At 54.1% G+C, this 25,903-nt stretch carries 23 protein-coding genes; 11 read left to right on the plus strand and 12 right to left on the minus strand.

Annotation, left to right across the window (positions count from 1 at the left end):
• Positions 1 to 129: 129 nt before the first annotated feature.
• The 6 genes from HB664_RS14990 (at position 130) to pdeR (ending at position 10,630) form a co-directional block, all read left to right on the plus strand.
• Positions 130 to 993 (plus strand): ABC transporter six-transmembrane domain-containing protein, encoded by an 864-nt coding sequence (locus HB664_RS14990; protein WP_109844029.1) that lies wholly within the window; start codon positions 130 to 132, stop codon positions 991 to 993.
• A gap of 4 nt (positions 994 to 997) precedes the next feature.
• The gene (locus HB664_RS14995; RefSeq protein ID WP_219939724.1) at positions 998 to 4,093 is read left to right on the plus strand and encodes a multidrug efflux RND transporter permease subunit; all 3,096 of its coding nucleotides are present in this window, start codon (positions 998 to 1,000) and stop codon (positions 4,091 to 4,093) included.
• A gap of 270 nt (positions 4,094 to 4,363) precedes the next feature.
• On the plus strand, positions 4,364 to 5,152 hold the full coding sequence (gene fabI / locus HB664_RS15000; protein ID WP_003856831.1) for an enoyl-ACP reductase FabI: 789 nt from the start codon (positions 4,364 to 4,366) through the stop codon (positions 5,150 to 5,152).
• A gap of 153 nt (positions 5,153 to 5,305) precedes the next feature.
• Positions 5,306 to 6,292 (plus strand): CMD domain-containing protein, encoded by a 987-nt coding sequence (locus HB664_RS15005; RefSeq protein ID WP_045143074.1) that lies wholly within the window; start codon positions 5,306 to 5,308, stop codon positions 6,290 to 6,292.
• 88 nt (positions 6,293 to 6,380) lie between these two features.
• Complete coding sequence (locus HB664_RS15010) at positions 6,381 to 8,315, plus strand: exoribonuclease II (RefSeq protein ID WP_219939725.1); 1,935 nt, start codon at positions 6,381 to 6,383, stop codon at positions 8,313 to 8,315.
• A 323-nt stretch (positions 8,316 to 8,638) separates the two neighbouring features.
• Positions 8,639 to 10,630, plus strand: a complete 1,992-nt coding sequence (pdeR, locus tag HB664_RS15015; RefSeq protein WP_029740520.1) for a cyclic di-GMP phosphodiesterase — start codon at positions 8,639 to 8,641, stop codon at positions 10,628 to 10,630.
• Here pdeR and HB664_RS15020 read toward each other — a convergent pair.
• A complete protein-coding gene (locus HB664_RS15020) occupies positions 10,627 to 11,496 on the minus strand; it encodes a crotonase/enoyl-CoA hydratase family protein (protein WP_219939726.1) in 870 nt (289 codons plus the stop codon). The two genes, pdeR and HB664_RS15020, sit on opposite strands and share 4 nt — an antisense overlap.
• Positions 11,497 to 11,689: 193 nt before the next feature.
• On the opposite strand from HB664_RS15020, the gene HB664_RS15025 reads away from it, so the two are divergent.
• The 3 genes from HB664_RS15025 to osmB all read left to right on the plus strand — a co-directional run bounded on the left by HB664_RS15025 (position 11,690) and on the right by osmB (position 13,152).
• On the plus strand, positions 11,690 to 11,872 hold the full coding sequence (locus HB664_RS15025; RefSeq protein ID WP_024907126.1) for a hypothetical protein: 183 nt from the start codon (positions 11,690 to 11,692) through the stop codon (positions 11,870 to 11,872).
• A gap of 43 nt (positions 11,873 to 11,915) precedes the next feature.
• On the plus strand, positions 11,916 to 12,668 hold the full coding sequence (locus HB664_RS15030) for a DNA-binding transcriptional regulator YciT (RefSeq protein WP_023312063.1): 753 nt from the start codon (positions 11,916 to 11,918) through the stop codon (positions 12,666 to 12,668).
• Positions 12,669 to 12,933: 265 nt separating this feature from the next.
• Positions 12,934 to 13,152 (plus strand): osmotically-inducible lipoprotein OsmB, encoded by a 219-nt coding sequence (gene osmB / locus HB664_RS15035; RefSeq protein WP_008501216.1) that lies wholly within the window; start codon positions 12,934 to 12,936, stop codon positions 13,150 to 13,152.
• Between the two features lie 105 nt (positions 13,153 to 13,257).
• Here the strand turns inward: osmB and yciH are convergent, their stop codons facing one another.
• The 5 genes from yciH to pgpB form a co-directional block, all read right to left on the minus strand.
• Positions 13,258 to 13,584, minus strand: a complete 327-nt coding sequence (yciH, locus tag HB664_RS15040) for a stress response translation initiation inhibitor YciH (RefSeq protein ID WP_023312064.1) — start codon at positions 13,582 to 13,584, stop codon at positions 13,258 to 13,260.
• Positions 13,584 to 14,321 (minus strand): orotidine-5'-phosphate decarboxylase, encoded by a 738-nt coding sequence (gene pyrF / locus HB664_RS15045; RefSeq protein WP_087822868.1) that lies wholly within the window; start codon positions 14,319 to 14,321, stop codon positions 13,584 to 13,586. Before pyrF ends, yciH begins: the two co-directional genes overlap by 1 nt.
• A 185-nt stretch (positions 14,322 to 14,506) precedes the next feature.
• Positions 14,507 to 15,676 carry a lipopolysaccharide assembly protein LapB gene (gene lapB, locus HB664_RS15050; RefSeq protein WP_023335944.1) on the minus strand — a complete coding sequence of 390 codons (1,170 nt, stop codon included), beginning with the start codon at positions 15,674 to 15,676 and terminating at the stop codon, positions 14,507 to 14,509.
• Between the two features lie 6 nt (positions 15,677 to 15,682).
• Complete coding sequence (locus HB664_RS15055) at positions 15,683 to 15,991, minus strand: LapA family protein (RefSeq protein WP_023312067.1); 309 nt, start codon at positions 15,989 to 15,991, stop codon at positions 15,683 to 15,685.
• Between the two features lie 148 nt (positions 15,992 to 16,139).
• Complete coding sequence (pgpB, locus tag HB664_RS15060; RefSeq protein ID WP_048975163.1) at positions 16,140 to 16,907, minus strand: phosphatidylglycerophosphatase B; 768 nt, start codon at positions 16,905 to 16,907, stop codon at positions 16,140 to 16,142.
• A gap of 197 nt (positions 16,908 to 17,104) precedes the next feature.
• Here pgpB and ribA point away from each other — a divergent pair, with 197 nt between their 5' ends.
• Positions 17,105 to 17,695: a GTP cyclohydrolase II gene (gene ribA, locus HB664_RS15065; protein WP_008501210.1), complete on the plus strand. Its 591-nt coding sequence runs from the start codon at positions 17,105 to 17,107 to the stop codon at positions 17,693 to 17,695.
• Between the two features lie 37 nt (positions 17,696 to 17,732).
• On the opposite strand, the gene acnA is transcribed toward ribA, so the two are convergent.
• The 6 genes from acnA to topA form a co-directional block, all read right to left on the minus strand.
• A complete protein-coding gene (gene acnA / locus HB664_RS15070) occupies positions 17,733 to 20,408 on the minus strand; it encodes an aconitate hydratase AcnA (RefSeq protein ID WP_182930779.1) in 2,676 nt (891 codons plus the stop codon).
• Between the two features lie 161 nt (positions 20,409 to 20,569).
• A complete protein-coding gene (gene ymiC, locus HB664_RS22825) occupies positions 20,570 to 20,668 on the minus strand; it encodes a small membrane protein YmiC (protein WP_032623144.1) in 99 nt (32 codons plus the stop codon).
• 138 nt (positions 20,669 to 20,806) lie between these two features.
• On the minus strand, positions 20,807 to 20,977 hold the full coding sequence (locus tag HB664_RS15075) for a hypothetical protein (protein ID WP_032656727.1): 171 nt from the start codon (positions 20,975 to 20,977) through the stop codon (positions 20,807 to 20,809).
• Positions 20,978 to 20,979: 2 nt separating this feature from the next.
• On the minus strand, positions 20,980 to 21,120 hold the full coding sequence (locus HB664_RS15080) for a YmiA family putative membrane protein (protein ID WP_213327741.1): 141 nt from the start codon (positions 21,118 to 21,120) through the stop codon (positions 20,980 to 20,982).
• A 338-nt stretch (positions 21,121 to 21,458) separates the two neighbouring features.
• Positions 21,459 to 22,433: an HTH-type transcriptional regulator CysB gene (gene cysB / locus HB664_RS15085; protein ID WP_008502814.1), complete on the minus strand. Its 975-nt coding sequence runs from the start codon at positions 22,431 to 22,433 to the stop codon at positions 21,459 to 21,461.
• 187 nt (positions 22,434 to 22,620) lie between these two features.
• On the minus strand, positions 22,621 to 25,218 hold the full coding sequence (topA, locus tag HB664_RS15090) for a type I DNA topoisomerase (protein WP_033145741.1): 2,598 nt from the start codon (positions 25,216 to 25,218) through the stop codon (positions 22,621 to 22,623).
• Positions 25,219 to 25,617: 399 nt separating this feature from the next.
• Here topA and HB664_RS15095 point away from each other — a divergent pair, with 399 nt between their 5' ends.
• Complete coding sequence (locus HB664_RS15095) at positions 25,618 to 25,869, plus strand: YciN family protein (protein ID WP_023312072.1); 252 nt, start codon at positions 25,618 to 25,620, stop codon at positions 25,867 to 25,869.
• Positions 25,870 to 25,903: the final 34 nt, after the last annotated feature.

A 25,903-nucleotide genomic window follows, 5' to 3' on the forward strand; every position in this document is an offset into this window, starting at 1 on the left:
GCTAAACAGGCGCGCGGTAGACTCTCCCTCACGCTATTTTGCACAAAAATAACTCACCTAAGAATCTGATAAAACTTATCCATAATGATGAACCGTAATAATCTTCGTTCTTCTGAACCTGCCGGAGTGATGCACTCGCTAAAAAAACTCGCGATACGGCACCGGAAAAAACTGGTTGTCACTTTTTTCCTGGTGGTGGCCGAAAACGTAACGTTTTTACTTTATCCCGTTCTGGCTGGCATCGCGATAAATGCCATCCTCGCCGGTGAAACGCTTAACGCCGCGCTGTATGGCCTGATGGTGCTTTGCATGTGGTTCATCGGAGCGGCCAGACGAAGCGTAGACACGCGCACGTTTGCACGCATTTATGCCGGACTCGCGGTTTCCGTCGTCCTGGCACAGCGCAAATACCAGCTCAACCATTCGGCGATCGCCGCCAGGGTAACGCTCTCGCGCGAATATGTGGATTTCTTTGAAATGCACCTTCCCCTGCTTATTACCTCGCTTAGCTCACTTTTTGGTGCCGCAATCATGTTGCTGTTTATTGAATTTTGGGCCGGCGTCATGTGCTTTGCGATTGTATTTATCCTGCTCGGATTTGTCTCAGGATATGCCCGTAAAAATGAATGGCTGTTCATGCGCCTGAATAATCGGCTGGAAAAAGAAGTGGATTATGTCCATAAGGCGGGCACGGCTACCCTTCACCGCCATTACTCCACGCTGGCGCGTTTGCGTATCGCATTATCTGACCGCGAGGCGTGGGGCTATTTGTGGGTCGGCGTGCTTGTTGCCGCGCTTTTTACGCTGACCATCGTCTGGATGACGCGCTCAACCGGCATCACCGCCGGACATATTTACTCGGTGATGACCTACATGTGGATGTTCGCGACGAGCCTCGATGACGCGCCGCAGCTTCTGGAGAAATTTTCGCAGCTCAGGGATATCGGCAAGCGCGTATCCACTGATGATGAAATTCACGTAACCGGACGTTAATTTAATGCCGCATTTTTTTATTGAACGCCCCGTTTTCGCCTGGGTTGTAGCGCTTTTTATCGTTCTGGCAGGGCTCCTGTCTATTCCCCGTTTGCCGGTTGCGCAGTATCCGGCGGTGGCGCCGCCTGGAATCATTATTTCCGTCAGTTACCCGGGGGCCAGCCCCGATATCATGAACACGTCGGTGGTATCGTTAATCGAGCGCGAAATCTCCGGCGTAGATAATTTGCTCTACTTTGAATCATCCAGTGACACAACCGGTTCGGCATCGATTACCGTCACCTTTAAACCGGGCACGGACATCAAGCTGGCGCAGATGGATCTGCAGAATCAGATTAAGATCGTCGAGCCTCGTCTGCCTCAGGCGGTAAGGCAAAACGGCATCAACGTCGAGGCCGCTAACTCTGGCTTTTTAATGATGGTGGGGCTGAAGTCGGCGACGGGTCAATTTGAGGAAGCCGATTTAAGCGACTATTTTGCCAGAAACATCAGTGACGAGCTTCGTCGCGTGCCCGGCGTAGGGAAAGTTCAGCTGTTTGGCGGCGAAAAAGCGCTGCGCATTTGGCTGGATCCCATGAAGCTCCACGGCTACGGGCTTTCGGTAAGCGATGTTCTTACCGCCGTTGGCCAGCAAAATGCCCTGGTTTCGCCCGGCAAAACGGGAGATGAGCCAGCCTCTGCAGGACAAGGGGTGACGTATCCCATCACCGTGAAGGGACAGCTCTCCTCGGTAGAGGCGTTCAGAAATATCACCCTGAAATCTGACGCATCCGGTGCCCGCCTGAAACTGTCCGACATTGCGCGGATTGAATCTGGCCTGCAAAGCTACGCCTTTGGCATCCGTGAAAATGGCGTGCCCGCAACGGCGGCAGCAATCCAGCTCTCGCCTGGCGCGAATGCGATGAGCACGGCTTCCGGCGTACGGGCGCGCATCGACGAACTTTCCCGGGTGTTACCCGAAGGAATGGCGTTTACGATCCCCTTCGACACCGCGCCGTTCGTGAAACTTTCTATCATGAAGGTCGTTCAGACATTTGTAGAAGCGATGGTCCTGGTCTTCCTGGTTATGCTGCTGTTTCTGCACAAGATACGCTGTACGCTTATCCCGGCGATTGTTGCTCCCGTCGCACTTCTTGGCACCTTCACCGTGATGCTATTGAGCGGCTACTCCATCAATATTCTGACGATGTTCGGCATGGTGCTGGCAATAGGGATTATCGTTGATGATGCCATTGTGGTCGTGGAGAACGTTGAACGACTGATGGAGGAAAACAGCCTGTCCCCGCGTGACGCCACGCGGCAAGCCATGCAGGAAATCACCCCGGCGATTATTGGCATCACGCTGGTGCTGACCGCCGTATTTATCCCCATGGGGTTTGCGGAAGGATCCGTCGGGATTATCTACCGACAATTTTGTATTTCCATGGCGGTTTCCATACTGCTGTCCGCGTTTCTTGCCCTGACGCTGACGCCTGCCCTGTGCGCAACGTTACTCAAGCCGCACAAGGCAGGAAAGAGCGGAGGCGGAAGGTTCGCGGTCGGGTTTAACGCGCGCTTTCGTTCGCTCACCGCCAGTTACGAAGCCGGGCTGGGTGCCGTTCTGAAGCGAACCGGGCGTATGCTGCTCCTGTACGCTGCGCTTTGTGCTGCGCTGTTTTTGGGATTGTCTTCGCTACCGTCGTCCTTTCTGCCGGATGAAGATCAGGGCTACTTTATGTCCTCAATCCAGCTGCCTTCTGATGCCACGATGCAGCGTACCCTCAACGTGGTTAAAAAATTTGAAGAGGAAATTGCGACCCGGCCGGATATTGAAAGCAACATTATGATCCTGGGGTTTGGATTTTCAGGTTCAGGACCAAACTCGGCTATGGCCTTCACCACGCTGAAGGACTGGAAAGATCGGCAGGGCTCGACGGCCCAGGGGGAAGCCGACCGGATACAGGCCAGCATGGCAAACGTCTCTGATGCCGTCACGATGAGCCTGCTCCCGCCGGCCATTTCGGATATGGGCACCTCGTCGGGCTTCACCTGGTACGTGCAGGACAGAGCGGGACTGGGCTACGAGGCGTTAAAGCGCGCTGCCGACGCGCTGGTCCTGCAGGCCAACCAGCGCCCTGAACTGAGTGAAGTGTATATAGACGGTCTGCCGGAAGGAACAAGCCTCGCGCTCCAGGTGGACAGAGAAAAGGCGGAAGCGATGGGCGTCTCGTTTGATGAAATCAACCAGACGCTCTCCGTCACCCTGGGCTCAAATTATGTCAACGACTATACGAACAACGGCCGCGTTCAGCAGGTGATCATTCAGGCCGATGCGCCCTACCGAATGCAGCCTGAGCAGATACTGACATTATCAGTGAAAAACCGGATGGGACAGATGGTGCCGGTATCGACGTTTGCCACGCTTTCCTGGCACGTTGCGCCCCAGCAGTTGACGCGTTATCAGGGATATTCGGCTATTCGCATTACCGGAAATGCGGCGCCGGGAGAGTCCAGCGGCACCGCAATGAAGGTTATGGAGAGTTTGTCCAGAGATTTACCTCAGGGCATGGCTGGCGAGTGGGCAGGCAGTTCATTGCAGGAGAGAAAATCGGAATCTCAGCTTCCGGGCCTTATCGTCCTGTCGATACTGGTCGTGTTTATGGTGCTAGCCGCCCTGTATGAGAGCTGGTCTATTCCATTTGCGGTCATGCTGGTCGTTCCGCTGGGTCTTATCGGCGCGGTGATCGCGGTGTCCGTTGCCGGCATGACGAATGACGTTTTCTTCAAGGTCGGCCTGATTACGCTTATCGGCCTGTCGGCCAAGAACGCCATTCTGATTGTTGAATTTGCGAGGCAGCTCCATCGCCAGGGGCAGCCCCTGCTGGCGGCAACCATTCATGCCGCCGGCCAGCGTCTGCGCCCTATTCTGATGACGTCGTTAGCCTTCACCTTAGGGGTTGTTCCGTTGATGCTGGCCAATGGTGCGAGCGACAGTACGCAGCATGCCATCGGTACCGGCGTATTTGGCGGCATGATTAGCGGTACGCTTCTCGCCATTTTCTTCGTACCGGTTTTCTTTATCGTCATCGCGCGCTTCATCGACAATCTCAGGAAAGCGTGAATACCCTCGCGGGATCGCGCTTCCTCGCTGGTTGGATGAGGTGAACCTGTTGCCGGGTGATATACTGGACGAATGCTGAAATTTTGAGCCCCCGCGAGTCCGCGGCGCATTCTTCGGGGCAGGCGTCTTCGGAGAAGAGCGAGAAATATCGTGACACAAGGGGCTGTGAGTGGGCTATAATTTCGAGCTAATTTCGAATGATTTTGAAATACTGCCTGTAACGCTATGAATTACAAGGCAAAATTAGCAATGAATATAAGGATTAAAGCTATGGGTTTTCTTTCCGGTAAGCGCATTCTGGTGACTGGCGTTGCCAGCAAACTGTCCATCGCATACGGCATCGCACAGGCAATGCATCGCGAAGGCGCTGAGCTGGCGTTCACCTACCAGAACGACAAGCTGAAAGGCCGTGTTGAAGAGTTTGCCGCGCAGCTGGGTTCCAGCATCGTTCTGGAATGTGACGTTGCACAAGACGAAAGCATCGACGGCATGTTTGCTGAACTGGCAAAAGCATGGCCGAAATTCGACGGTTTCGTTCACTCCATTGGCTTCGCTCCTGGCGACCAGCTGGACGGCGACTACGTGAACGCGGTTACCCGTGATGGCTTCAAAATCGCTCACGACATCAGCTCCTACAGCTTCGTTGCGATGGCGAAATCCTGCCGCGCGATGCTGAACCCGGGCGCAGCCCTGCTGACCCTGTCCTATCTGGGCGCTGAGCGTGCTATCCCTAACTACAACGTTATGGGCCTGGCGAAAGCCTCTCTGGAAGCCAACGTACGCTACATGGCGAACGCAATGGGTCCTGAAGGCGTGCGCGTTAACGCCATCTCTGCAGGTCCTATCCGCACCCTGGCAGCTTCCGGTATTAAAGATTTCCGTAAAATGCTGGCACACTGCGAAGCGGTTACCCCAATTCGTCGTACCGTTACCATTGAAGATGTGGGTAACTCTGCAGCATTCCTGTGCTCTGACCTTTCCGCTGGTATCTCCGGTGAAGTGGTTCACGTTGACGGCGGCTTCAACATCGCTGCAATGAACGAGCTGGAAATTAAATAAGCTGTGACTCTCTTCCCGCACGGGAAGAGAGTTTTCCCCCCGCACCACCCCTTCGTTATTCCGTTCTGCTATTTGTTATCACCTAACAATATTTTTCCCTTTATCTGACTTACGCCAGGATATTGATCGCCATTTTGAGATCAAGGAACGCACATGGAACAACGCCGTTTTTCCGGCAAAGGCCACTGGTATCACGAGACCCAGTCGAACCACGCGCAGACAGATGTTCTGCCTCTGGTGCCCGAAGCCGCTAACGTCGACGATCGTTTTTTGCTCGATTTAGCCCTGCCTGATGAGATTGTCGCCGCCTGTTCTGGCTGGCTTACCCCTGCCAGAGCCTTGTGCCACCAGCTGTTTCCGCTCTCGATTCCCGTGAACCGCCTGCATACGCTCAGCGCCTACGATCGGCTCAGCACCGCGCTAACGGTCGCCCAGGCCTGTGGCGTTCAGCGGCTTTGTAACCATTACGCCGCCCTCCTCGCCCCGCTTCCCGGCCCGGACTCCTCGCGCGAAAGCAACCGACGTCTGGCGCAAATTACGCAGTATGCCCGCCAGCTCGCCAGCTCTCCTGATGTGATTGATGATAAAGCGCAAAACCAGCTTGATGAGGTTGGCCTGTCAATCTATGACATTGTGGTGATTAACCAGATTATCGGGTTTATCGGTTTTCAGGCGCGCGTGGTCGCGGTTTTTCAGGCGCTGTTAGGACACCCCGTTCGCTGGTTGCCAGGCCATCATATTCAGCCGCACACGCTGCCCGCGAGCCACGCCGCCTGGGTGCCGCTGTTGCCCGTCGTCGAGCTGCGCTATGCGAGTGCGCATCAGCTTGAGTCGCTGTCCCGCTGGCAGGCAGAACCCGCGCTGGAGGCGCTGACGCCGGTCCTTTGCCATGAGCCTTCGCTGCTCGACCTGACCGGAGAAATCCTGTTAAACACCCGCGAAGCGATCCCGCTGACGTCCCCCGCACTTTCGGCGGCGGTCGAACTGCTGACGCGCTCTCCGGACCGCTTCAGCGCCGCGCAGTTTACCCCGCTCACGGATCAGGGACTCCCCGGCGAACATGCCATCACGCTGCTTACCCGCAGCGCGTTTGATGGCTGGCTCAATCGTCTGAAAGTCGCGTTTGGTAAAGAGGAATAACCATACTAATTACCCAAAGAGCGCTTGCTGAGACAGTGAGAATCGCGTAAAACTGTCAGCCGCTCAATGGCTACGAAAATAGAACATTATGTTTCAGGACAACCCGCTGCTAGCGCAGCTTAAACAGCAACTGCATTCCCAGACGCCGCGTGCAGAAGGGGTCGTAAAAGCCACGGAAAAGGGCTTTGGCTTCCTTGAGGTTGACGCGCAGAAAAGCTACTTCATTCCGCCTCCGCAGATGAAGAAAGTGATGCATGGCGATCGCGTCATGGCCGTCATTCATACCGAGAAGGACCGCGAGTCTGCCGAGCCGGAAGAACTGATCGAACCGTTCCTGACCCGTTTTGTGGGCAAGGTGCAGAGAAAAGACGATCGTCTTGCTATCGTGCCGGATCATCCCCTGCTGAAAGATGCCATTCCCTGCCGCGCCGCCCGTGGCGTTGAGCATGATTTTAAAGATGGTGACTGGGCCGTAGCAGAAATGCGCCGTCATCCTCTGAAAGGCGATCGCGGTTTTTATGCTGAGCTGACCCAGTTCATCACCTTTGGCGCCGACCATTTCGTACCATGGTGGGTCACGCTGGCACGCCACAATCTTGAAAAAGAAGCGCCGAACGGCGTAGCGACCGAGATGCAGGACGAAGGTTTGACGCGCCGCGATCTCACCGCGCTGGAGTTTGTCACCATCGACAGCGCCAGCACGGAAGATATGGATGACGCGCTGTACGCTGAAGAGAGCGCCGATGGCAAACTGCATCTGACCGTCGCCATTGCCGATCCAACCGCCTGGATTGCCGAAGGCAGCAAGCTGGATGACGCGGCGAAAATCCGTGCGTTCACCAACTACCTGCCGGGCTTCAATATTCCGATGCTGCCGCGCGAATTGTCAGACGATCTCTGCTCGCTGCGTCCAAATGAAGTGCGCCCGGTCCTTGCCTGCCGCATGACTATCGCCGCAGATGGCGCGATTGAAGACGATATCGAGTTCTTTGCCGCCACCATCGAATCGAAAGCCAAGCTGGCCTACGATAACGTCTCCGACTGGCTTGAAAATACCGGTAGCTGGAAACCTGAATCAGACGCCATTGCCGCGCAAATCCGTCTGCTGCATCGCATCTGCCTCAACCGCGGCGAGTGGCGTAAAACCCATGCGCTGGTGTTCAAAGACCGCCCGGATTATCGCTTTGTTCTGGGCGAGAAAGGCGAAGTGCTGGACATCGTGGCCGAACCGCGACGCATTGCGAACCGCATCGTTGAAGAGGCGATGATTTCCGCCAACATCTGTGCCGCACGCGTGCTGCGCGACAAACTGGGCTTTGGCATTTACAACGTCCACACTGGGTTTGATCCGGCGAATACCGAAGCGCTGGCGGCCCTGCTGAAAAATCACGATGTGCACGTTGATCCGGAAGAAGTGCTGACGCTGCCGGGCTTCTGCAAGCTTCGCCGCGAGCTGGACGCGCAGCCGTCGGGCTTCCTGGACAGCCGCATTCGTCGCTTCCAGTCCTTCGCGGAAATCAGCACCGAGCCTGGCCCGCACTTTGGCCTTGGCCTCGAAGCTTACGCCACCTGGACATCGCCGATCCGTAAGTATGGCGATATGGTTAACCACCGTCTGCTGAAAGCGATTATCAAAGGTGAAACCATTGCCCGTCCTCAGGAGGACACCACGCTGCAGATGGCCGATCGTCGCCGTCTGAACCGCATGGCCGAGCGTGACGTTGGTGACTGGCTGTACGCACGTTTCCTGCAGGATAAAGCCGGTACGGACACCCGTTTCGCCGCAGAGATCATCGATATCAGCCGCGGGGGGATGCGCGTCCGTCTGGTCGATAACGGTGCTGTCGCGTTTATTCCTGCGCCGTTCCTGCACGCGGTTCGTGACGAAATGGTCTGTAGCCAGGAAAACGGTACCGTGCAAATTAAAGGTGAAACAGTTTACAAAGTCACCGACGTGATTGACGTTACTATCGCCGAAGTTCGCATGGAAACCCGCAGTATTATCGCGCGCCCTGTCGCCTGATAACCGGTTCAATTGTCGGCCGTTTCCTTTCCGGAAGGGCCGACAATTTTTCTTTTTATCCCCGCCACAAAATCATTATTTTTCCTTACTATTTTCAGTATCCCTTCGCCCAAAACCGCCATAATTATCTACAGTAAAAGAGTGTTGTTATATTCGGTTACGTGAATTTCTATACGCTCAGTATCCTTTTTAACCTGACTCGTTTTATTATAAGAAAGCAGGGAAAAACAACAGGTTCACTTCGGTTTTGCCGCTGTTTCTCAACGGAAAAGTCGACAGCAAATGAATAATTTGTGCGCTAATGAACAGCTGCGGGAGAAAACATGATGGACGATCTGGAGCAGAATTTGCTGTTTCGCTACATGGGGACTCACAGCCCGTGGTGGCGCCTGTCAGCTGACAGCAACGCTCTGCACCTTTCCACCAGCGAAAATGCCGATGTCACTCAGGTCGTGGCGCTGGACGATGAACAGGCCGATCTCATCCGTCATTTAACCGTTATTACCTCCAGCATTTCCATGTCGCTCTCCCTGTACGGAGAAGATGTCCCGGTTCATCTTGTAGGCCGTAAAATCACCCGCAACGAGTGGGCAGGCACCGCTTCCGCCTGGAACGATACGCCCTCCGTGGCGCGCGATCTGGCTCAGGGGCTCTCTTTCGCGGAGCAGGTTGTCTCTGAGGCCAACTCCGTCATTGTTATTCTCGATCAGCACGGCAATATTCAGCGTTTTAACCGGCTTAGCGAAGAGTACACCGGCCTGAAAGAGCAAGAAGTGATTGGGCAGAACGTGTTTAAGCTGTTTATGAGCCGCAGCGAAGCGGCAGCCTCAAAGCGCAATATTACCGGTTTTTTTCGCAACGGCAGCTCCTACGAAGTTGAACGCTGGATCAAAACGCGTAAAGGGCAGCGGCTGTTTCTGTTCAGAAACAAATTCGTGCACAGCGGCAGCGGTAAAAATGAAATTTTCCTTATCTGTTCCGGGACAGATATTACCGAGGAGCGCCGCGCTCAGGAGCGGCTGCGCGTGCTGGCCAATACCGATACCATCACCGGCCTGCCCAACCGCAATGCGATCCACGATCTGATTTCTGACGCTATCGACAACCGCGGCGACACGCAGGTGGGCGTGGTGTATCTCGATCTGGATAACTTTAAAAAGGTCAACGACGCTTACGGGCATATGTTTGGCGATCAGCTGTTGCAGGCTGTCGCCCTCGCCATCTTGAGCTGTCTGGATGAAGAACAGGTGCTGGCGCGTCTTGGTGGCGATGAGTTTATCGTCATGGCCACCAATACCTCTCAGGGCTCTCTGGAGGCGATGGCGTCGCGCATTTTAACCCGTCTGCGCCAGCCGTTCCGAATTGGTCTGATTGAGATTTATACCGGCTGCTCTCTGGGTATCGCCCTCGCCCCGCAGCACGGGAACGACCGGGAAAGCGTTATTCGTAACGCCGATACCGCCATGTACACCGCCAAAGAGAACGGCCGGGGCAAGTTCTGCGTCTTCTCACCCGAGATGAACCAGCGCGTGTTTGAGTATCTCTGGCTGGATACCAACCTGCGCAAGGCCCTGGATAACGATCAGCTTCTGATCCACTATCAGCCGAAAATAACCTGGCGTGGAGAAGTCAGAAGCCTTGAAGCGCTGGTACGCTGGCAATCGCCAGAACGCGGCCTGATCCCGCCGCTGGAGTTTATCTCTTATGCCGAGGAGTCGGGGTTGATTGTGCCGCTGGGCCGCTGGGTGATGCTCGATGTGGTTCGCCAGGTGGCAAAATGGCGCGATAAGGGAATAAACCTGCGCGTGGCGGTGAACGTCTCTGCACGCCAGCTGGCCGACCAGACCATCTTCAGCGACTTAAAGCAGGCGCTGAAGGATCTGAATTTTGAATACTGCCCGGTCGACGTCGAGTTGACCGAAAGCTGTCTTATCGAAAATGAAGAGCTGGCGCTGTCCGTGATCCAGCAGTTCAGCCGACTCGGGGCGCAAATTCATCTGGATGATTTTGGCACCGGCTACTCTTCCCTTTCTCAGCTGGCCCGCTTCCCTATCGACGCCATTAAGCTCGATCAATCTTTCGTCAGGGATATTCATAAGCAGTCTATTTCCCAGTCACTGGTGCGCGCTATCGTCGCGGTGGCGCAGGCGTTAAATCTGCAGGTGATTGCCGAGGGTGTGGAGAATGCAAAAGAAGACGCCTTTCTGACCAAGAACGGCGTCAACGAACGGCAGGGTTTTCTGTTTGCTAAGCCGATGCCCGCTGCCGCATTCGAGCGATGGCTAAAACGATATCAAGCGCGAAATCAACGTTAACTGGCTTTACGCAGGCCCGCCGCGTGATGGCGGTTTTGCAGCGTGACCAGACGCTCCATGTAGGCGATATCTTTCGGCTCCAGGCAGAAAGCGGTATCAACCCAGTCTTCCGTGATGTCCATCAGTTCACTGCGAGGCAATTGCAGAACGCGCGTACGGGCGCGCAGCATCGCCCTTACGCCATTCAGTTTTGGCCGCAGCGTATCGATGAAGGTTCGGGTGGAGACATAGCTTTGTCCCGGTTCAAACAGGACATCCACCAGCCCGTGCTGTTCGTACCATTCAGCCGTATGGGATTCCCCTTTGTAGATGAGTTCCTCCGCCAGCTTCATGCCTGAACGGCGTGCAACCAGGGAATATCCTCCCATACCCGGAAACAGGTTGAAGGCAATCTCCGGGAAACCTAAACGGGCATCGCGCTGAGCCAGGACGAAATGGTGCGCCAGAGCGGCCTCAAACCCGCCCCCTAACGCACTGCCTTCTACCATTGCCAGAGTGATGGCTCCCGTATCAAACCCCCGTGAGGCCGCATGGACGCAATCAACGCAGGCGCGAGCGTACGCCCGTAACGCTTCCCGACGTCCGTTCTGAATACACTCGACGAAGAACTGTAAATCTCCGCCCGTATTGTACATCTCGGGAACCAGCGATCCGGTTACCCAAAAATCAACCGCAAACCCAGACTGGCGAACCAGCCATGAAAAGTTCATGATCTCCTCTATTAACGCATGGTTAAAGCAAGGACGTGGCTGAGCCCGCAGCATCATCCAGACCGTGTGACGCTCCGCCTCGTAATATCCTGACAGCTGCGTGAACCGTTCAGTATCGGTAAACAGTGTGCAGGTAGGCTGATTGATAACTGTCATAGTCTAATTCCTCTTATAAAAAAGCGCCTTGCGCGCAGTTTTAGACTAATCCAGTCATTAAGCCTGCTGCATGAGGGGGAATAAATTTATCACTTACGTTTATGTAATTTAGTTATTGCATTTTTTCCCTTCTCTTTTGATCCTAATTTCTGCATCATTGAAAATATTAACTTTTCGCGCCTGGGGTGAGATTATGTCGACTATTGACGCACAAGCTGTAGCACAACGAATTGATACCGTGCTGGATATCCTGGTGGCGGGCGATTATCACTCTGCTATCCGTAATCTCGAGATCCTGAAGTCTGAACTTCTTGCTCAGAATGGTGCTGACAATGCGCCAGAAAACAGACAGCCAAAAGCGCCGTGGGAAGTTTAATCCCACCGTCTCCGACCTCGTTTCGCTTTATTAAATGGATGCTATGAATTCCCGACAACAACTCATTTTGCAGATGGTCATCGATCAGGGACGCGTAAGCGTAGTCGACCTCGCTAAAACCACTGGCGTTTCTGAAGTCACCATCCGTCAGGATCTTAATCTGCTGGAAAAACAGAGCTACCTGCGTCGCGCGCACGGATATGCTGTCCCGCTGGACAGTGATGACGTAGAGACGCGCATGATGAATAACTACGCGCTCAAACGTGAACTGGCGGAATTTGCCGCGTCCCTGGTGAACAACGGCGAGACCGTCTTTATTGAAAACGGCAGCAGCAATGCCCTTCTGGCGCGCACGCTTGCCGATCAAAAAGACGTTACCATCATCACCGTCAGCAGCTATATCGCGCACTTGCTCAAAGAGACGCGCTGTGAGGTGATTCTGCTCGGCGGTATTTACCAGAAAAAAAGTGAAAGCATGGTAGGCCCACTGACCCGTCAGTATGTTCAGCAGGTTCATTTCAGCAAGGCCTTTATCGGGATTGACGGCTGGCAGCCGGAGACAGGTTTTACCGGCCGGGATATGATGCGCTCCGACGTGGTGAATGCCGTGCTTGAAAAAGAGTGTGAAGCCATTGTGCTGACCGACAGCTCTAAATTTGGCGCCGTTCACCCTTACACGATGGGCCCCGTGTCACGCTTTAGCCGCGTGATTACCGATGAACGGTTGAGCGATGCGCACCGTAATAAACTGGAAGATGACGGGCTGATCGTCAATATTATTAAAACGACCGCCTGAGTTTCCCTCCGCGCCCGAATTTCGGGCGCATACGCCCCTTCTTTCTCTGAGATGATTCCTGGTACTTCTTTAAGAGTTTTTACCTGTTTAACCTGCATTAAAGTCGTAAAATTAATGTTAGCGATATAACAGGAAGTGACTATCACCTGCGTGATTACGTAACGCCTGCGCGACCAGCTTTCACGGAGAACAGAATTAAGTATTCGATTCGTCTATACTTAACGTGTACATCTTTCCGTGAATCGATAATTCAGGAGAAAGTATTATGACCTTAACCAGCAAAAAATTAGCCGCCGCTGTTCTGGCAATCACTGTAGCAATGTCCCTGAGCGCGTGCTCTAACTGGTCTAAACGTGACCGTAACACCGCTATTGGTGCCGGTGCCGGTGCTCTCGGTGGTGCAGTATTAACGGATGGTAGTACGCTGGGTACATTAGGTGGCGCTGCTGTCGGTGGTATTATCGGTCACCAGGTTGGCAAATAATTATTATCTAAGCCTTCCCCGGTATTGCGATATTTGAACGCCTTTCAGGTCTGACATACGCACGTATATAACACGAGCCACGGCATTTGCCGTGGCTCATTTATTTTAACCGCCTGCCAGTTTGACCTTCATACCTTTGGCTTCCAGCAGAGATTTTATTAAATCGCGCTTATCTCCCTGGATTTCAATAATGCCGTCTTTCACGGCGCCGCCGCAGCCACATTTCTTTTTCAACTCGGCCGCGAGCTTTGCCAGTTCAGCATCATCCAGGTCAATGCCGGAGATAAGGCAAACCCCTTTCCCTTTTCGTCCACTGGTCTGGCGCTGGATCCGAACGATGCCGTCTCCCTTTGGACGTTCCACTTTCGCTTTCGGCTCGTCTATACGCCCGCTATCGGTTGAATAGACCAGACGGCTGTTGGAATCGGTCATTAGGCCCCCTGTTTCAGCGATGCATTGATAGCCTTAAGCGTCTCAGCCGGGTTGGCAGACTGCGTTACCGGACGCCCGATGACCATGTAGTCAACGCCAGCAGCCAGCGCCTGCTCAGGCGTCATAATACGGCGCTGATCGCCCACTTCGCTGCCTGCAGGACGGATACCTGGCGTAACCAGTTTAAAATCCTGGCCCAGCGCTGATTTGAAACGTACCGCTTCCTGCGCGGAGCAGACGACGCCATCCAGGCCGCAATGCTGCGTCAGACGCGCGAGACGTTCGGCATGCTCGGCGGGTGACAACGTCACGCCCAGGTCGCGAAGATCGTTTTCGTCCATACTGGTCAGCACCGTGACCGCAATCAGCAGCGGTGCATCTTTACCGAACGGCAGGAGCGCCTCGCGGGCGGCCGTCATCATTCTTGCCCCACCCGATGCGTGGACGTTGACCATCCATACGCCCAGCTCTGCGGCTGCGGCAACGGCGTGCGCCGTGGTATTCGGGATATCGTGGAATTTCAGGTCGAGGAAAACGTCAAAGCCGCGCTGCTGCAGATCGCGAACGATTTGCGGTCCAAACAGCGTGAACATCTCTTTGCCAACTTTCAGACGGCAGTCGCGAGGGTCGATGCCGTCGACAAACGCCAGTGCAGCGTCACGCTTATTGTAATCAAGCGCAACAACAACAGGAGAATCCGTAATTACGCGGGAAGTGGAGGATGTAACAGACGTCATGACCAGCCCTTTTCGTCTATGGGCGCGCAGCGGCGCGGAACAGATAAACGGCCAGCATTCTACCTGCCGACGCCGCAAATTGACAGGATCCATTTACGCGCCTGCCAGGCCGGCAAACCGCACGGAGTTCAGGATACGGGAAAAACGATCAGTATGTTGTAACTAAAATGCGGCGTTTTAAAAAATTACTGCCCGTCCAGGCCGCGGATTGGCTTGATGGTGGACCAGGCGCGGCAGGAAGGACAGTGCCAGTAGAGCGTATACGCGGTAAAACCACACTTCTGGCAGCGATAGCGCGGCTTGCTGCGCACCTGTTCGCCAACCATGTCGCGCAGCACCATCAGGCTCTCTTTGGCGCGCCCTTCTTCTGCGTCGTTCAGGTGGTAATCCATTAGCTTATGGAACACCCGCATGGTCGGATGACGCTGCAGCTGACGCGTAATATAAACCTGTGCGGTGTCGCTTCCCTCATACTGCTCAACGACGTCTGAGAGCATCAGTTCAGCGGTGGCGCCGGTATTTTCTTCCACGCAGCGACGCAGGAATGCTACCCACTCTTCCTGCTTGTCCAGCTGTTGATAGCAGGTTTGCAGCATTTCCAGCGTTTCACTGACCAGCTCTTTGTCCTGGTCGATAACCCGCAGCAGGCTTTCAACGGCTTTGGCGTAGTCGCCATTCGCCATAAAGACGCGCCCCATCATGATGGAGATGCGCGCGCTGTTGCGGTCCGCCGCGGCGCCTTTCTTCAGCAGCGCCATGGCTTTATCCATGTCGTCGTTGCCCATCTGCTGAAGAGCGAGCTCACAGTAGAAATGGGCGATCTCAACGCGCTGCTTATCTTTACCCAGCTTCACCAGACGTTCAGCGGTATCAATGGCTTTCTGCCAGTCGCTGGTTGCCTGATAAATCTGCAGGAGTTGCTGCAACGCGCCGATGCGGAAATCTGTTTCATCCACCAGCTGCGCGAACATATCTTCAGCGCGATCGTACAACCCCGCGGCCATGTAATCCCGCCCCAGCTGTTGCACCGCAAGGAGACGTTGATCGTAGGTCAGCGAGGCGCTTTCCATCAGGGTCTGGTGAATACGAATGGCGCGATCGACCTCGCCGCGCGAGCGGAACAGGTTGCCCAGGGTGAGATGCGCTTCAACCGTCCCCGTATCCTCTTTCAGCATATCGAGGAACAGGTCTACCGCTTTGTCCTGCTGATTGCTCAGGAGGAAGTTCACCCCCGCAACGTAGTCGCGGGAGAGCCGGTTGGCCTCATCCTGTTTTGTTTGTTGCGCACTTCTGCGGCCCATATACCAGCCATAGGCTGCGGCTACAGGCAAAAGCAGAAACAACAACTCCAGCATAGTCGATTATTCCTTCACGACCGGCACACCAGAGCTTTCCGGGATGTCAGACGCAGGGGCAATGTTATTTTCGAGTCGCTTAATTTTACGTTCAGCGCGCGCAAGAGAAACACGGACTTTTAGCCAGAACAGACCGCAAACCAGCCAGCCAATGGCAAAGCCGGCAGCAAATAAGACCGCCAGCAGGCTCGAGACGCGATACTCACCCTGAGCCAGCAGATAGTTAAACGTCACCTGCTGATCGTTTTGTGCACCCAACGTGACTGAAATGACAAAAATCGCCAATACCAGTAAGAAAATGAGTAAATATTTCACATTACTTCCCGTTATGTGGTTCAAGCGAATAAAGTGTGTTCAATTCACCGCAATCAGCCTTATAAACTACCATTTTAGCGACGAGCGCGAAACGGAAAAAGTGACGCGCAGGTCATGGATCTATGGGCAAAATGCGGAATATCAACCGTCAGGCGTCTGTCTGGTCCCTTTCGGCTATTTCTTCTTTCTCTTCTGGCGGTGGCGTCAGCGGGCCGCAGAATCGTTCAGTGAGCCAGGTCGCCATCATAATCAGCAGCCATGAGATGAGCGTGGCGACGACCAGGTCGCGCGGCCAGTGCATCCCCAGCAGCAGGCGGCTTCCCATAACCCCGGTCGCCCAGACCAGTAAAATCACGATAGTAATCGTTCGACGCCTTGGCCAAAGCAGCCCAACCCCCAGCAACGCCCAGCTGGCCGCAAACATGGTGTGGCCGGAAGGAAACGCGAACCCGGTCTCTTTCTGCCAGTGTTTGCGCAAGAATTTCGGGATATCCTGCTGTTCCGCAAGCTGTTCTTTCACCAGCGCGCCACGATCTTTACGCTTTAAATTGTAGAACTCATCTACCGGAACATGATGCGTTTTTTCCAGCCAGACGACAAAAGGACGCGGCTCCTGAACGCGATCTTTAACCCAGGACTTCACGCCCTGACCGACAAGGATAGCGCCCCCAAGGATCGCAAAGAGCACCAGCGCCGCGCGCAAACGAAAGCGCAGGCACCACAGAAACCAGGCGCAGAGGAGTACGTGGGTAATAATCCCCCACGGCTGGGTGACCGTTTCCGTTATCCAGTATAACGTTTTCAGCCACGTGGCATTATGCCCGGGCTGCCACATCCAGCCTGAAAGCCATACGGCCAGTGGCATAATCAGTAAAATGGCCGCACCTGCTGCCGTACGTCTGGCGATTGAAAGCATGTCTTCTCCTTTTTCGCTAAGCGTCACAATCATAACTGAAATTAATCATCCTGGTGGATATGTCGGATCGTGCGTTTAACGTTCATATAGCATGGTGCCCATTAGGCGAACCTGCTGAGCTTGTGGCAAAATGAACTGATACAGAAAGCAAAACAGGGCAAAGGCACGAAACGTGTCAGCCTACTCTGGAGAATCACATGCAGCTTAAACGTGTGGCAGAAGCCAAACTGCCAACCCCATGGGGCGATTTCCTGATGGTGGGTTTTGAAGAACTGGCAACCGGACAGGATCATGTCGCGCTGGTTTATGGTGACATTTCAGGGCAGACGCCGGTTCTGTCCCGCGTCCATTCAGAGTGTCTTACCGGCGACGCGCTGTTCAGCCTGCGCTGTGATTGTGGTTTCCAGCTGGAAGCCGCCCTGTCTCATATTGCAGAAGAAGGCCGCGGTGTGCTGCTTTATCACCGTCAGGAAGGTCGTAATATTGGTCTGCTGAATAAAATCCGCGCCTACGCGCTTCAGGACCAGGGCTACGATACGGTTGAAGCAAACCATCAGCTTGGCTTTGCCGCTGACGAACGCGACTTCACCTTATGCGCCGATATGTTCAAGCTGCTGGGCGTCGACGAAGTTCGCCTGCTGACCAATAACCCGAAAAAAGTGGAGATCCTGACCGAAGCGGGGATCAACATCGTCGAGCGCGTACCGCTGATTGTCGGCCGTAACCCTAAGAACGCCCACTACCTGGATACCAAAGCCGCGAAAATGGGCCATCTGCTGAAAGAGTGATGCTAAAAAGCCCGGCACGGGTGCCGGGCTCGTTTCATCAGTCCAGCATCTTACGAATCACATAATGTAAAATGCCGTCGTTCTGGTAATAGGTTAGCTCGGTTGCCGTATCAATACGGCACCGGCAATCCAGCACCTCGATTTTCCCGTCTGCCCGCGTTAACTTCACCGGCACCGTTTTACCCGGCTGCAGGTTTTGCAGACCGCTAATCTCAATCTGCTCTTCCCCGGTCAGTCCCAGCGTTTTACGCGTCACGCCCTGCGGAAACTCAAGCGGCAGGATCCCCATACCGATCAGATTCGAGCGGTGAATACGTTCGAACGATTCGGCGATGACCACGCGAACGCCAAGCAGACGCGGACCTTTCGCCGCCCAGTCGCGGCTGGAGCCGGAACCGTACTCTTTCCCGGCGATCACTGCCAGCGGCGTTCCTTCCTGTTGATATTTGACCGCCGCATCATAGATCGAAACGACTTCCGTCCCCGGCAGATGGCGCGTCATGCCCCCTTCCACGCCCGGGACCATTTCGTTACGAATGCGGATGTTGGCAAACGTTCCGCGCATCATGACTTCATGATTACCGCGACGAGATCCGTAGGAGTTAAAATCGCGGCGTTCGACGCCCCGGCTTTGCAGATAACGGCCTGCCGGGCTATCGGCTTTGATACTCCCCGCCGGAGAGATATGGTCGGTCGTGACGGAATCTCCCAGCATCGCCAGTATGCGCGCGCCGTGGATATCCTTAAGCGGTGCCGGCTCGGCCAGCATCTCATCAAAGAACGGCGACAGACGAATATAGGTCGAGTCATCCTGCCAGTCGTAGGTATCTGAGCCCACGACGTTGATGGTTTTCCACTCCGGCGTGCCTTCAAAGACCTCCGCATACTCTTTGCGGAACATCTCGGTTGAGACCTTTTCAACGGCCAGCGCGATTTCACGTGAAGATGGCCAGATATCTTTCAGGTATACAGGATCGTTCTTGCGATCGTGACCAATCGGGTCGGTCGCCAGGTTGATATTCATGTTCCCTGCAAGGGCATATGCCACAACCAGCGGCGGTGAGGCGAGCCAGTTGGTTTTCACCAGCGGGTGAATACGCCCTTCAAAGTTTCGGTTACCGGACAAGACCGCGCCTACCGTCAGGTCACCCTGCCTGATCGCCGTTTCAATGGGTTCAGGCAGCGGGCCGGAGTTACCAATACAGGTCGTACAGCCGTAGCCCACGAGGTTAAAGCCCAGTTCGTCAAGGTACGGCGTCAGTTTGGCCTGCGCCAGGTAATCCGATACCACTTTGGAACCCGGTGCCAGCGAGGCCTTGACCCATGGCTGAGGTTTTAGCCCAAGCTCTACCGCCTTTTTCGCCAGCAGACCGGCCGCCATTAAGACGCTGGGGTTCGAGGTGTTGGTACAGGAGGTAATAGCCGCAATAACAACCGCGCCATCCGGGAGCTGATACTGATGTCCGTTCAGAACATAGTCGACCGGACGGTGATCTTTCTGCGCCACGTTCACTTCAAGGGCATTGCTGGCGGCAAAGGCTTTTGGCACGTCACTCAGCGCAACCCGATCCTGTGGACGTTTCGGTCCGGCGAGGCTCGCCTCGACGCTTCCCATATCGAGTTCGAGCGTGCTGGTGAAGACCGGTTCATCGCCCGGGTTTCGCCACATGCCCTGCGCTTTGGTATAGGCCTCCACCAGCGCGACCTGCTCTTCGCTGCGCCCGCTAAGGCGCATGTATTCCAGCGTGACGTCATCGATGGGGAAAAAGCCGCAGGTTGCACCGTATTCCGGCGCCATATTGGCAATGGTGGCGCGGTCGGCCAGCGGCAGCGAATCCAGACCATCCCCGTAGAATTCTACAAACTTGCCCACCACACCATGCTTACGCAGCATCTGGGTGACGGTGAGCACCAGATCGGTGGCGGTAATGCCTTCAGACAGCTTGCCGGTGAGCTTGAAGCCCACCACGTCAGGGATAAGCATGGACACCGGCTGGCCGAGCATGGCCGCTTCCGCTTCGATACCCCCGACGCCCCAGCCCAGCACGCCCAGACCGTTGATCATGGTGGTATGGGAGTCCGTGCCCACCAGCGTGTCCGGATAGGCGACCCACTCTTTATCCTGCAATTCACTCCAGACGGCTTTACCCAGATATTCAAGGTTAACCTGGTGACAAATACCGGTCCCTGGCGGGACCACGCTAAACCGGCTGAACGCCTGCTGCCCCCACTTCAGGAACACGTAGCGCTCGTGGTTGCGCTCCATCTCCAGACGCACGTTCTCGCCAAAGGCGTCGTCATCCCCAAAGCGGTCAACGGTTACGGAGTGGTCAATGACGAGGTCAACGGGGGAAAGCGGATTCACTTTTGCCGTATCTCCGCCGAGACGCTTAACGGCCTCGCGCATCGCGGCTAAATCAACGACGGCAGGAACACCGGTAAAGTCCTGCATCAGCACCCTGGCCGGGCGGTAGGCGATTTCTCTGTCGGCATGGGCATTTTCCAGCCACCCTGCCAGCGCCTGGATATCATCGAGGGTGACAGAGTCACCGTCCTGCCAGCGCAACAGATTTTCCAGTAAAACTTTCAATGACTTGGGTAAACGCGAAATGTCCCCAAGCGTTCTGGCAGCCAGCGGCAGGCTGTAGTAATGCCAGGTTTTATTTTCTGCCTGTAACGTATCCTTACTGGCTTCGCGTAGGGTTAACGACATAAGCTCCTCCTTAATCACAGAGATGCCCCGACAATCATCAGGGCCGTAATTAAAGATAACACAAAGATGTCGTAACGTTTTGATAACAACCCAAATTGATAAATTTAGGATTGGTCCAGAAAGGAAAAACAAAAAACCCCGCCGTAGCGAGGTTTTACAATTTAGTGGAGGGCCAACCAGATGAGCTGACTCCAGAACAGAATCGACACGGTAAAAACGCCGATCCATGACCAGTATTTGTGAGACGTCATGTTATTCATCATAGGGACACCAGGCATTATTTATTAAAAGTTCCGAGGTAAGTCCTCAGTGCTATATTGCTGATGTGTATTTATTAAAGAGTACGAAAGTGCAGAGTCGATATTCAGACTATTTGCATCATTACGCAATTAACTAAATTATTGTTTTTTGGGTTCGTCTTCTGCGAACACATCAATAAACGCTTGCTGCTGCGGCGTCAGTTTCCAGGACGCGGGTACAACAGTCGCAGGTGCTTTACGCCCTCTGTGGCCGTTGTCACGATGCTGACACATCTGTTTTACCGTTTCTGTACGTACCGTCACTGCCATATTTAACCCCAATATTTCCAGGCCAGGAGAGCAACCACCACCCAAAACAGGGTAGAGACGAGAAAGACCGCCAGCCAGGCTTTACGCTTGAGCGCAGGATCCCTTTGCGGTTCTTCACTTCCTGAAGGCATTGCTAACCTCATACAATCGACATCGCTTATCATTTAGGACCAAACAATTGGTACAATTAATCATCTGTTGAGATAAATCCTAAAGAAACTTTAGCCGAAAAGCCAGTGAATTTACGCACCGGAAGGTATGAAATATTCAATCTTTTGACCAGAAATAAATAATTGAAAAGAAAAATTTGCGAAGGCGTAAATTAGTTTCTACTTTTGTCGCCAATTCACGACATTATAACCATACGGTTTAAATGGATAATGACATTATATGACAGGGGATACGCAGATGATGATAATTCTAATTTAGCTTTGAGGCGTTATTTCGGTATCTTTCCCTAAGGGAAAGATACCGGGTGTGATTATTTTTCGGGGAGTTTGATGTCTTTAAACATCTCTTCAATATCTTCATTTGAGCGTAATGCAACGGCGGTATCAACCACGTCACGCGTTAAATGAGGGGCAAAGCGCTGAATAAAATCATACATATAGCTGCGCAGGAAGGTGCTGCGACGGAAGCCAATCTTTGTGGTGCTATGACTGAAAACATCATGCGCATCAAGTCGCACCAGGTCAGGGTCTGATACCGGATCCACCGCCATGCTGGCAATAACGCCCACCCCCAGACCAAGCCGCACATAGGTTTTAATCACGTCGGCATCCGTCGCGGTAAAGACAATGCGCGGCGTTAACCCTGCCCGGTTAAAGGCCGTATCAAGCTCGGACCGTCCGGTAAAGCCAAACGTATACGTTACCAGCGGATATTGCGCCAGCTCTTCGATAGTCACCGACCCTTTGCCCGCCAGGGGGTGATCGGGGGTCACCACGATAGAACGGTTCCAGTGATAGCATGGAAGCATCACCAGATCGTCATACAGGTGAAGCGCTTCGGTGGCGATGGCAAAGTCTGCATTCCCCTTGGAAACGGCTTCAGCAATTTGCGTTGGCGAGCCCTGGTGCATATGCAAAGAGACGCGGGGATAACGCTCGATAAAGCCTTTGATAACGCCGGGAAGCGCATAGCGCGCCTGGGTATGCGTCGTGGCAATATACAGCGAACCTTTATCCGGCCAGGTGTGTTCCCCTGCCACCGACTTAATTGCGTCGACTTTAGAGAGGACTTCCCGCGCAATGCGGATGATTTCCTGCCCCGCAGGCGTCACCTGGGTGAGATGCTTACCGCTGCGGGCAAATATCTGGATACCTAACTCGTCCTCCAGCATACGAACTTGTTTGCTGATGCCCGGTTGCGAGGTATACAACCCCTCGGCGGTAGAAGAGACGTTAAGGTTATGATTCACCACCTCAACGATATAACGAAGCTGCTGTAATTTCATGCCAGACCATCCGATTTAGCGCATGCGGTCAATCGCTTAAGACGATTTAATAATAAGAAACAGGTTAACTATAACCACTATATCATTTATAGCCTGACTGTATAGTACGGAACAAAAAATAATAACAAGGCAATAAAAAAGGGCCGGAAATCCGGCCCTTTTACAGGTAAGTTACGGTAAGGGAAGATTATTTCTTGCCTTCAACCCATTTGCCATCGACAAAGAAGGCTGACCATCCGGTCGCTTTACCCTCTTTCTCGGCCGCAACATACTGCTGCTTAGTTTTACGGCTAAACCGTACCACGGTTTTGTTGCCTTCCGGATCCTGCTGTGGCGCATCGGCCAGATAACGCAGTTTCTCAGGCAGACGATCGCGGAAGCGATGCAACTCTTCCACCAGCGGCGCGCGCGTTTCACGCGATTTCGGGAAGGTGTTGGCGGCCAGGAAGACACCTGCGGCACCATCACGCAGCACGAAGTACGCGTCGGATTTCTCGCACGGCAGTTCTGGCAGCGGAACCGGATCTTCCTTCGGAGGAGCCACTTCGCCGTTACGCAGAATTTTGCGCGTGTTTTTACACTCGTCGTTGGTACAGGCCATGTACTTACCGAAACGCCCCATTTTCAGGTGCATTTCAGAGCCGCACTTCTCGCATTCCACAATCGGGCCGTCATAGCCTTTAATGCGGAACTCGCCCTCTTCGATCTCATACCCGTCACACGTTGGGTTATTACCGCAGACGTGCAGCTTACGTTTTGGATCGATCAGGTAGCTGTCCATTGCCGTGCCGCATTTCTTGCAGCGGCGTTTGGCACGCAGAGCGTTAGTTTCCGCATCATCACCCTCCAGCACGTTGAGCACTTCGTTCTCAGGCACCAGGTTGATGGTGGTTTTGCAGCGCTCCTTTGGTGACAGCGCATAGCCGGAGCAGCCAAGGAATACGCCCGTGGTTGCGGTGCGGATCCCCATCTTGCGGCCGCAGGTTGGACAGTCGATGCTGGTCAGAACCATCTGGTTAGGCAGCATGCCGCCCTCTTCAGGATCTTTCTCCGCTTTTTCAAGCTGGTCGGTAAAGTCGCTGAAGAAGCTGTCGAGTACCTTTTTCCATTCCGCCTGATGGCTGGCAACCTGGTCGAGGCTGTCTTCCATTTGCGCGGTGAAATCGTAGTTCATCAACTCACGGAAGTTTGCTTCCAGACGGTCAGTGACGATCTCACCCATTTTTTCCGCATAGAAACGGCGGTTTTCAACGCGTACGTAGCCACGGTCCTGGATCGTCGAGATGATGGACGCGTAGGTCGACGGACGACCAATACCGCGTTTTTCCAGCTCTTTCACCAGGGACGCTTCACTGAAGCGCGCAGGCGGCTTGGTGAAGTGCTGGGCTGGCACGAGGTCAACCAGCGAGAGCTCATCCCCTTTATTTACCGCCGGTAGCGTTCGGTCTTCATCACCTTTACGCAGCGCTGGCATCACCTTCGTCCAGCCGTCGAAACGCAGGATACGACCGCGCGCTTTGAGACGGAACTCACCCGCGCCAACGGTCAGCGTGGTGGAGTCGTACTGCGCTGGCGTCATCTGGCACGCCACGAACTGGCGCCAGATCAGCTGATACAGCTTCTGCGCGTCGGCTTCCATGTCTTTCAGCGATTCCGCTAACACCGAGACGTCAGAAGGACGAATCGCTTCGTGTGCTTCCTGAGAGTTCTCTTTGCTGGCGAACTGGTTAGCGCTTTCAGGCAGGTATTTCTTACCGAAATTGTCACTGATGTAGCCGCGCACCATGCTGACCGCGTCCTGGCTCAGGTTGGTTGAGTCGGTACGCATGTAGGTGATGTAGCCCGCTTCATACAGGCGCTGCGCCATCATCATGGTCTTCTTCACGCCATAACCCAGACGCGTGCTTGCAGCCTGTTGCAGCGTGGAGGTAATAAACGGTGCCCCTGGCTTGCTGCTGGTCGGTTTGTCTTCACGTTCCAGCACCTGATAGCGTGCTTTTTCCAGCAGCGCTACGGCGGCCATAGTCTGGTCGCGGTTTTCTGGACGGAAAGGCTTGTCGTTGTGATGGCTCACCTGCAGCGGCAGAGCGTCACCGCCCGGCGTGGTCACATTGGCATCGACTTCCCAGAACTCTTCCGGCACGAAGGCTTTAATTTCGCGCTCACGCTCAACGACCAGACGCACGGCGACGGATTGCACACGCCCTGCGGACAGGCCACGGGCAATCTTCTTCCACAGCAGTGGAGAGACCATGTAGCCCACAACGCGGTCCATAAAGCGACGAGCCTGCTGTGCGTTTACGCGGTCAATATTCAGTTCGCCCGGCTTCTCAAACGCCTGACGAATCGCATTCTTCGTAATTTCGTTAAACACTACACGGCTGTAGCGTTTGTCATCACCACCGATCACTTCCCGCAGGTGCCACGCAATGGCTTCCCCTTCGCGGTCAAGGTCGGTTGCGAGATAGATGTGGTCTGCTTTTTCAGCAAGCTGCTTCAGCTCGTTAACGACTTTTTCTTTCCCGGGCAGCACTTCATATTGTGCATCCCAGTTATGCCATGGGTTAACACCCATGCGGTTGACAAGCGCGCTACGTTCATCCTTTTTAGGCTTTTTAGCCCCTTTGGTGGAGGTAGAGTCTGCGCTCTTTTTGCTGGCTGAGCCACTGGTCGGCAAATCGCGGATATGACCGACGCTGGACTTAACCACGTAGTCATTACCCAGATACTTATTGATCGTTTTGGCTTTTGCGGGGGACTCAACGATGACGAGAGCTTTACCCATATTCACCTTTACCTAATTTAATTCTTCCAGGAATACGCCGCACGTTGATTTCCCTTCCGCTGACGACGAGCCAATGATATTGCGACTGCGTCAGGAGATATCAACCCCTTTGACTTACCGGACGTTAATGAGAAGACGCCCAGGTGATTGAGTTTTCGGGTATTTTTCTCACATCTCGTGTAATTCGTGACGAATTCCCGGTTGAATGTCAAGCAATTCTGTTGCCAGAATGACGAAAGCGCACACTCTACCTGATAAAATTCGTTACGCAACTTTATTAGCATGCAAAAGCAGATCCCGCCAGCCAGGACCCTGCACCTTATCCCCTCACATTACAGGGAAAATTTGCCCCCAAAGCGCCCTCGGCGTAGACTATTGTCACTGTTTAAGGAGTGGATTATGCAGAATACGACCCAACCTATTGACCGAGCCTCTCTGCTTATCGAAGCAAACAAGCTTATCCGTGACCATGAAGATACGCTGGCGGGCATTGAAGCCACCGGCGTAGAGCAGCGTAATGGCGTGCTGATTTTCAGCGGCGAATACTTCCTTGACGAACAGGGTTTACCGACCCCGAAAAGCACCGCCGTTTTTAACATGTTCAAATACCTGGCGCATACGCTTTCAGAGAAATATCACCTGGTCGATTAATGCAAAACGCGAGGCATATGCCTCGCGTTTTTGT

The sequence above is a fragment of the Enterobacter sp. DNB-S2 genome, assembly GCF_019443845.1.
GTDB classification, from domain to species: domain Bacteria; phylum Pseudomonadota; class Gammaproteobacteria; order Enterobacterales; family Enterobacteriaceae; genus Enterobacter; species Enterobacter asburiae_B.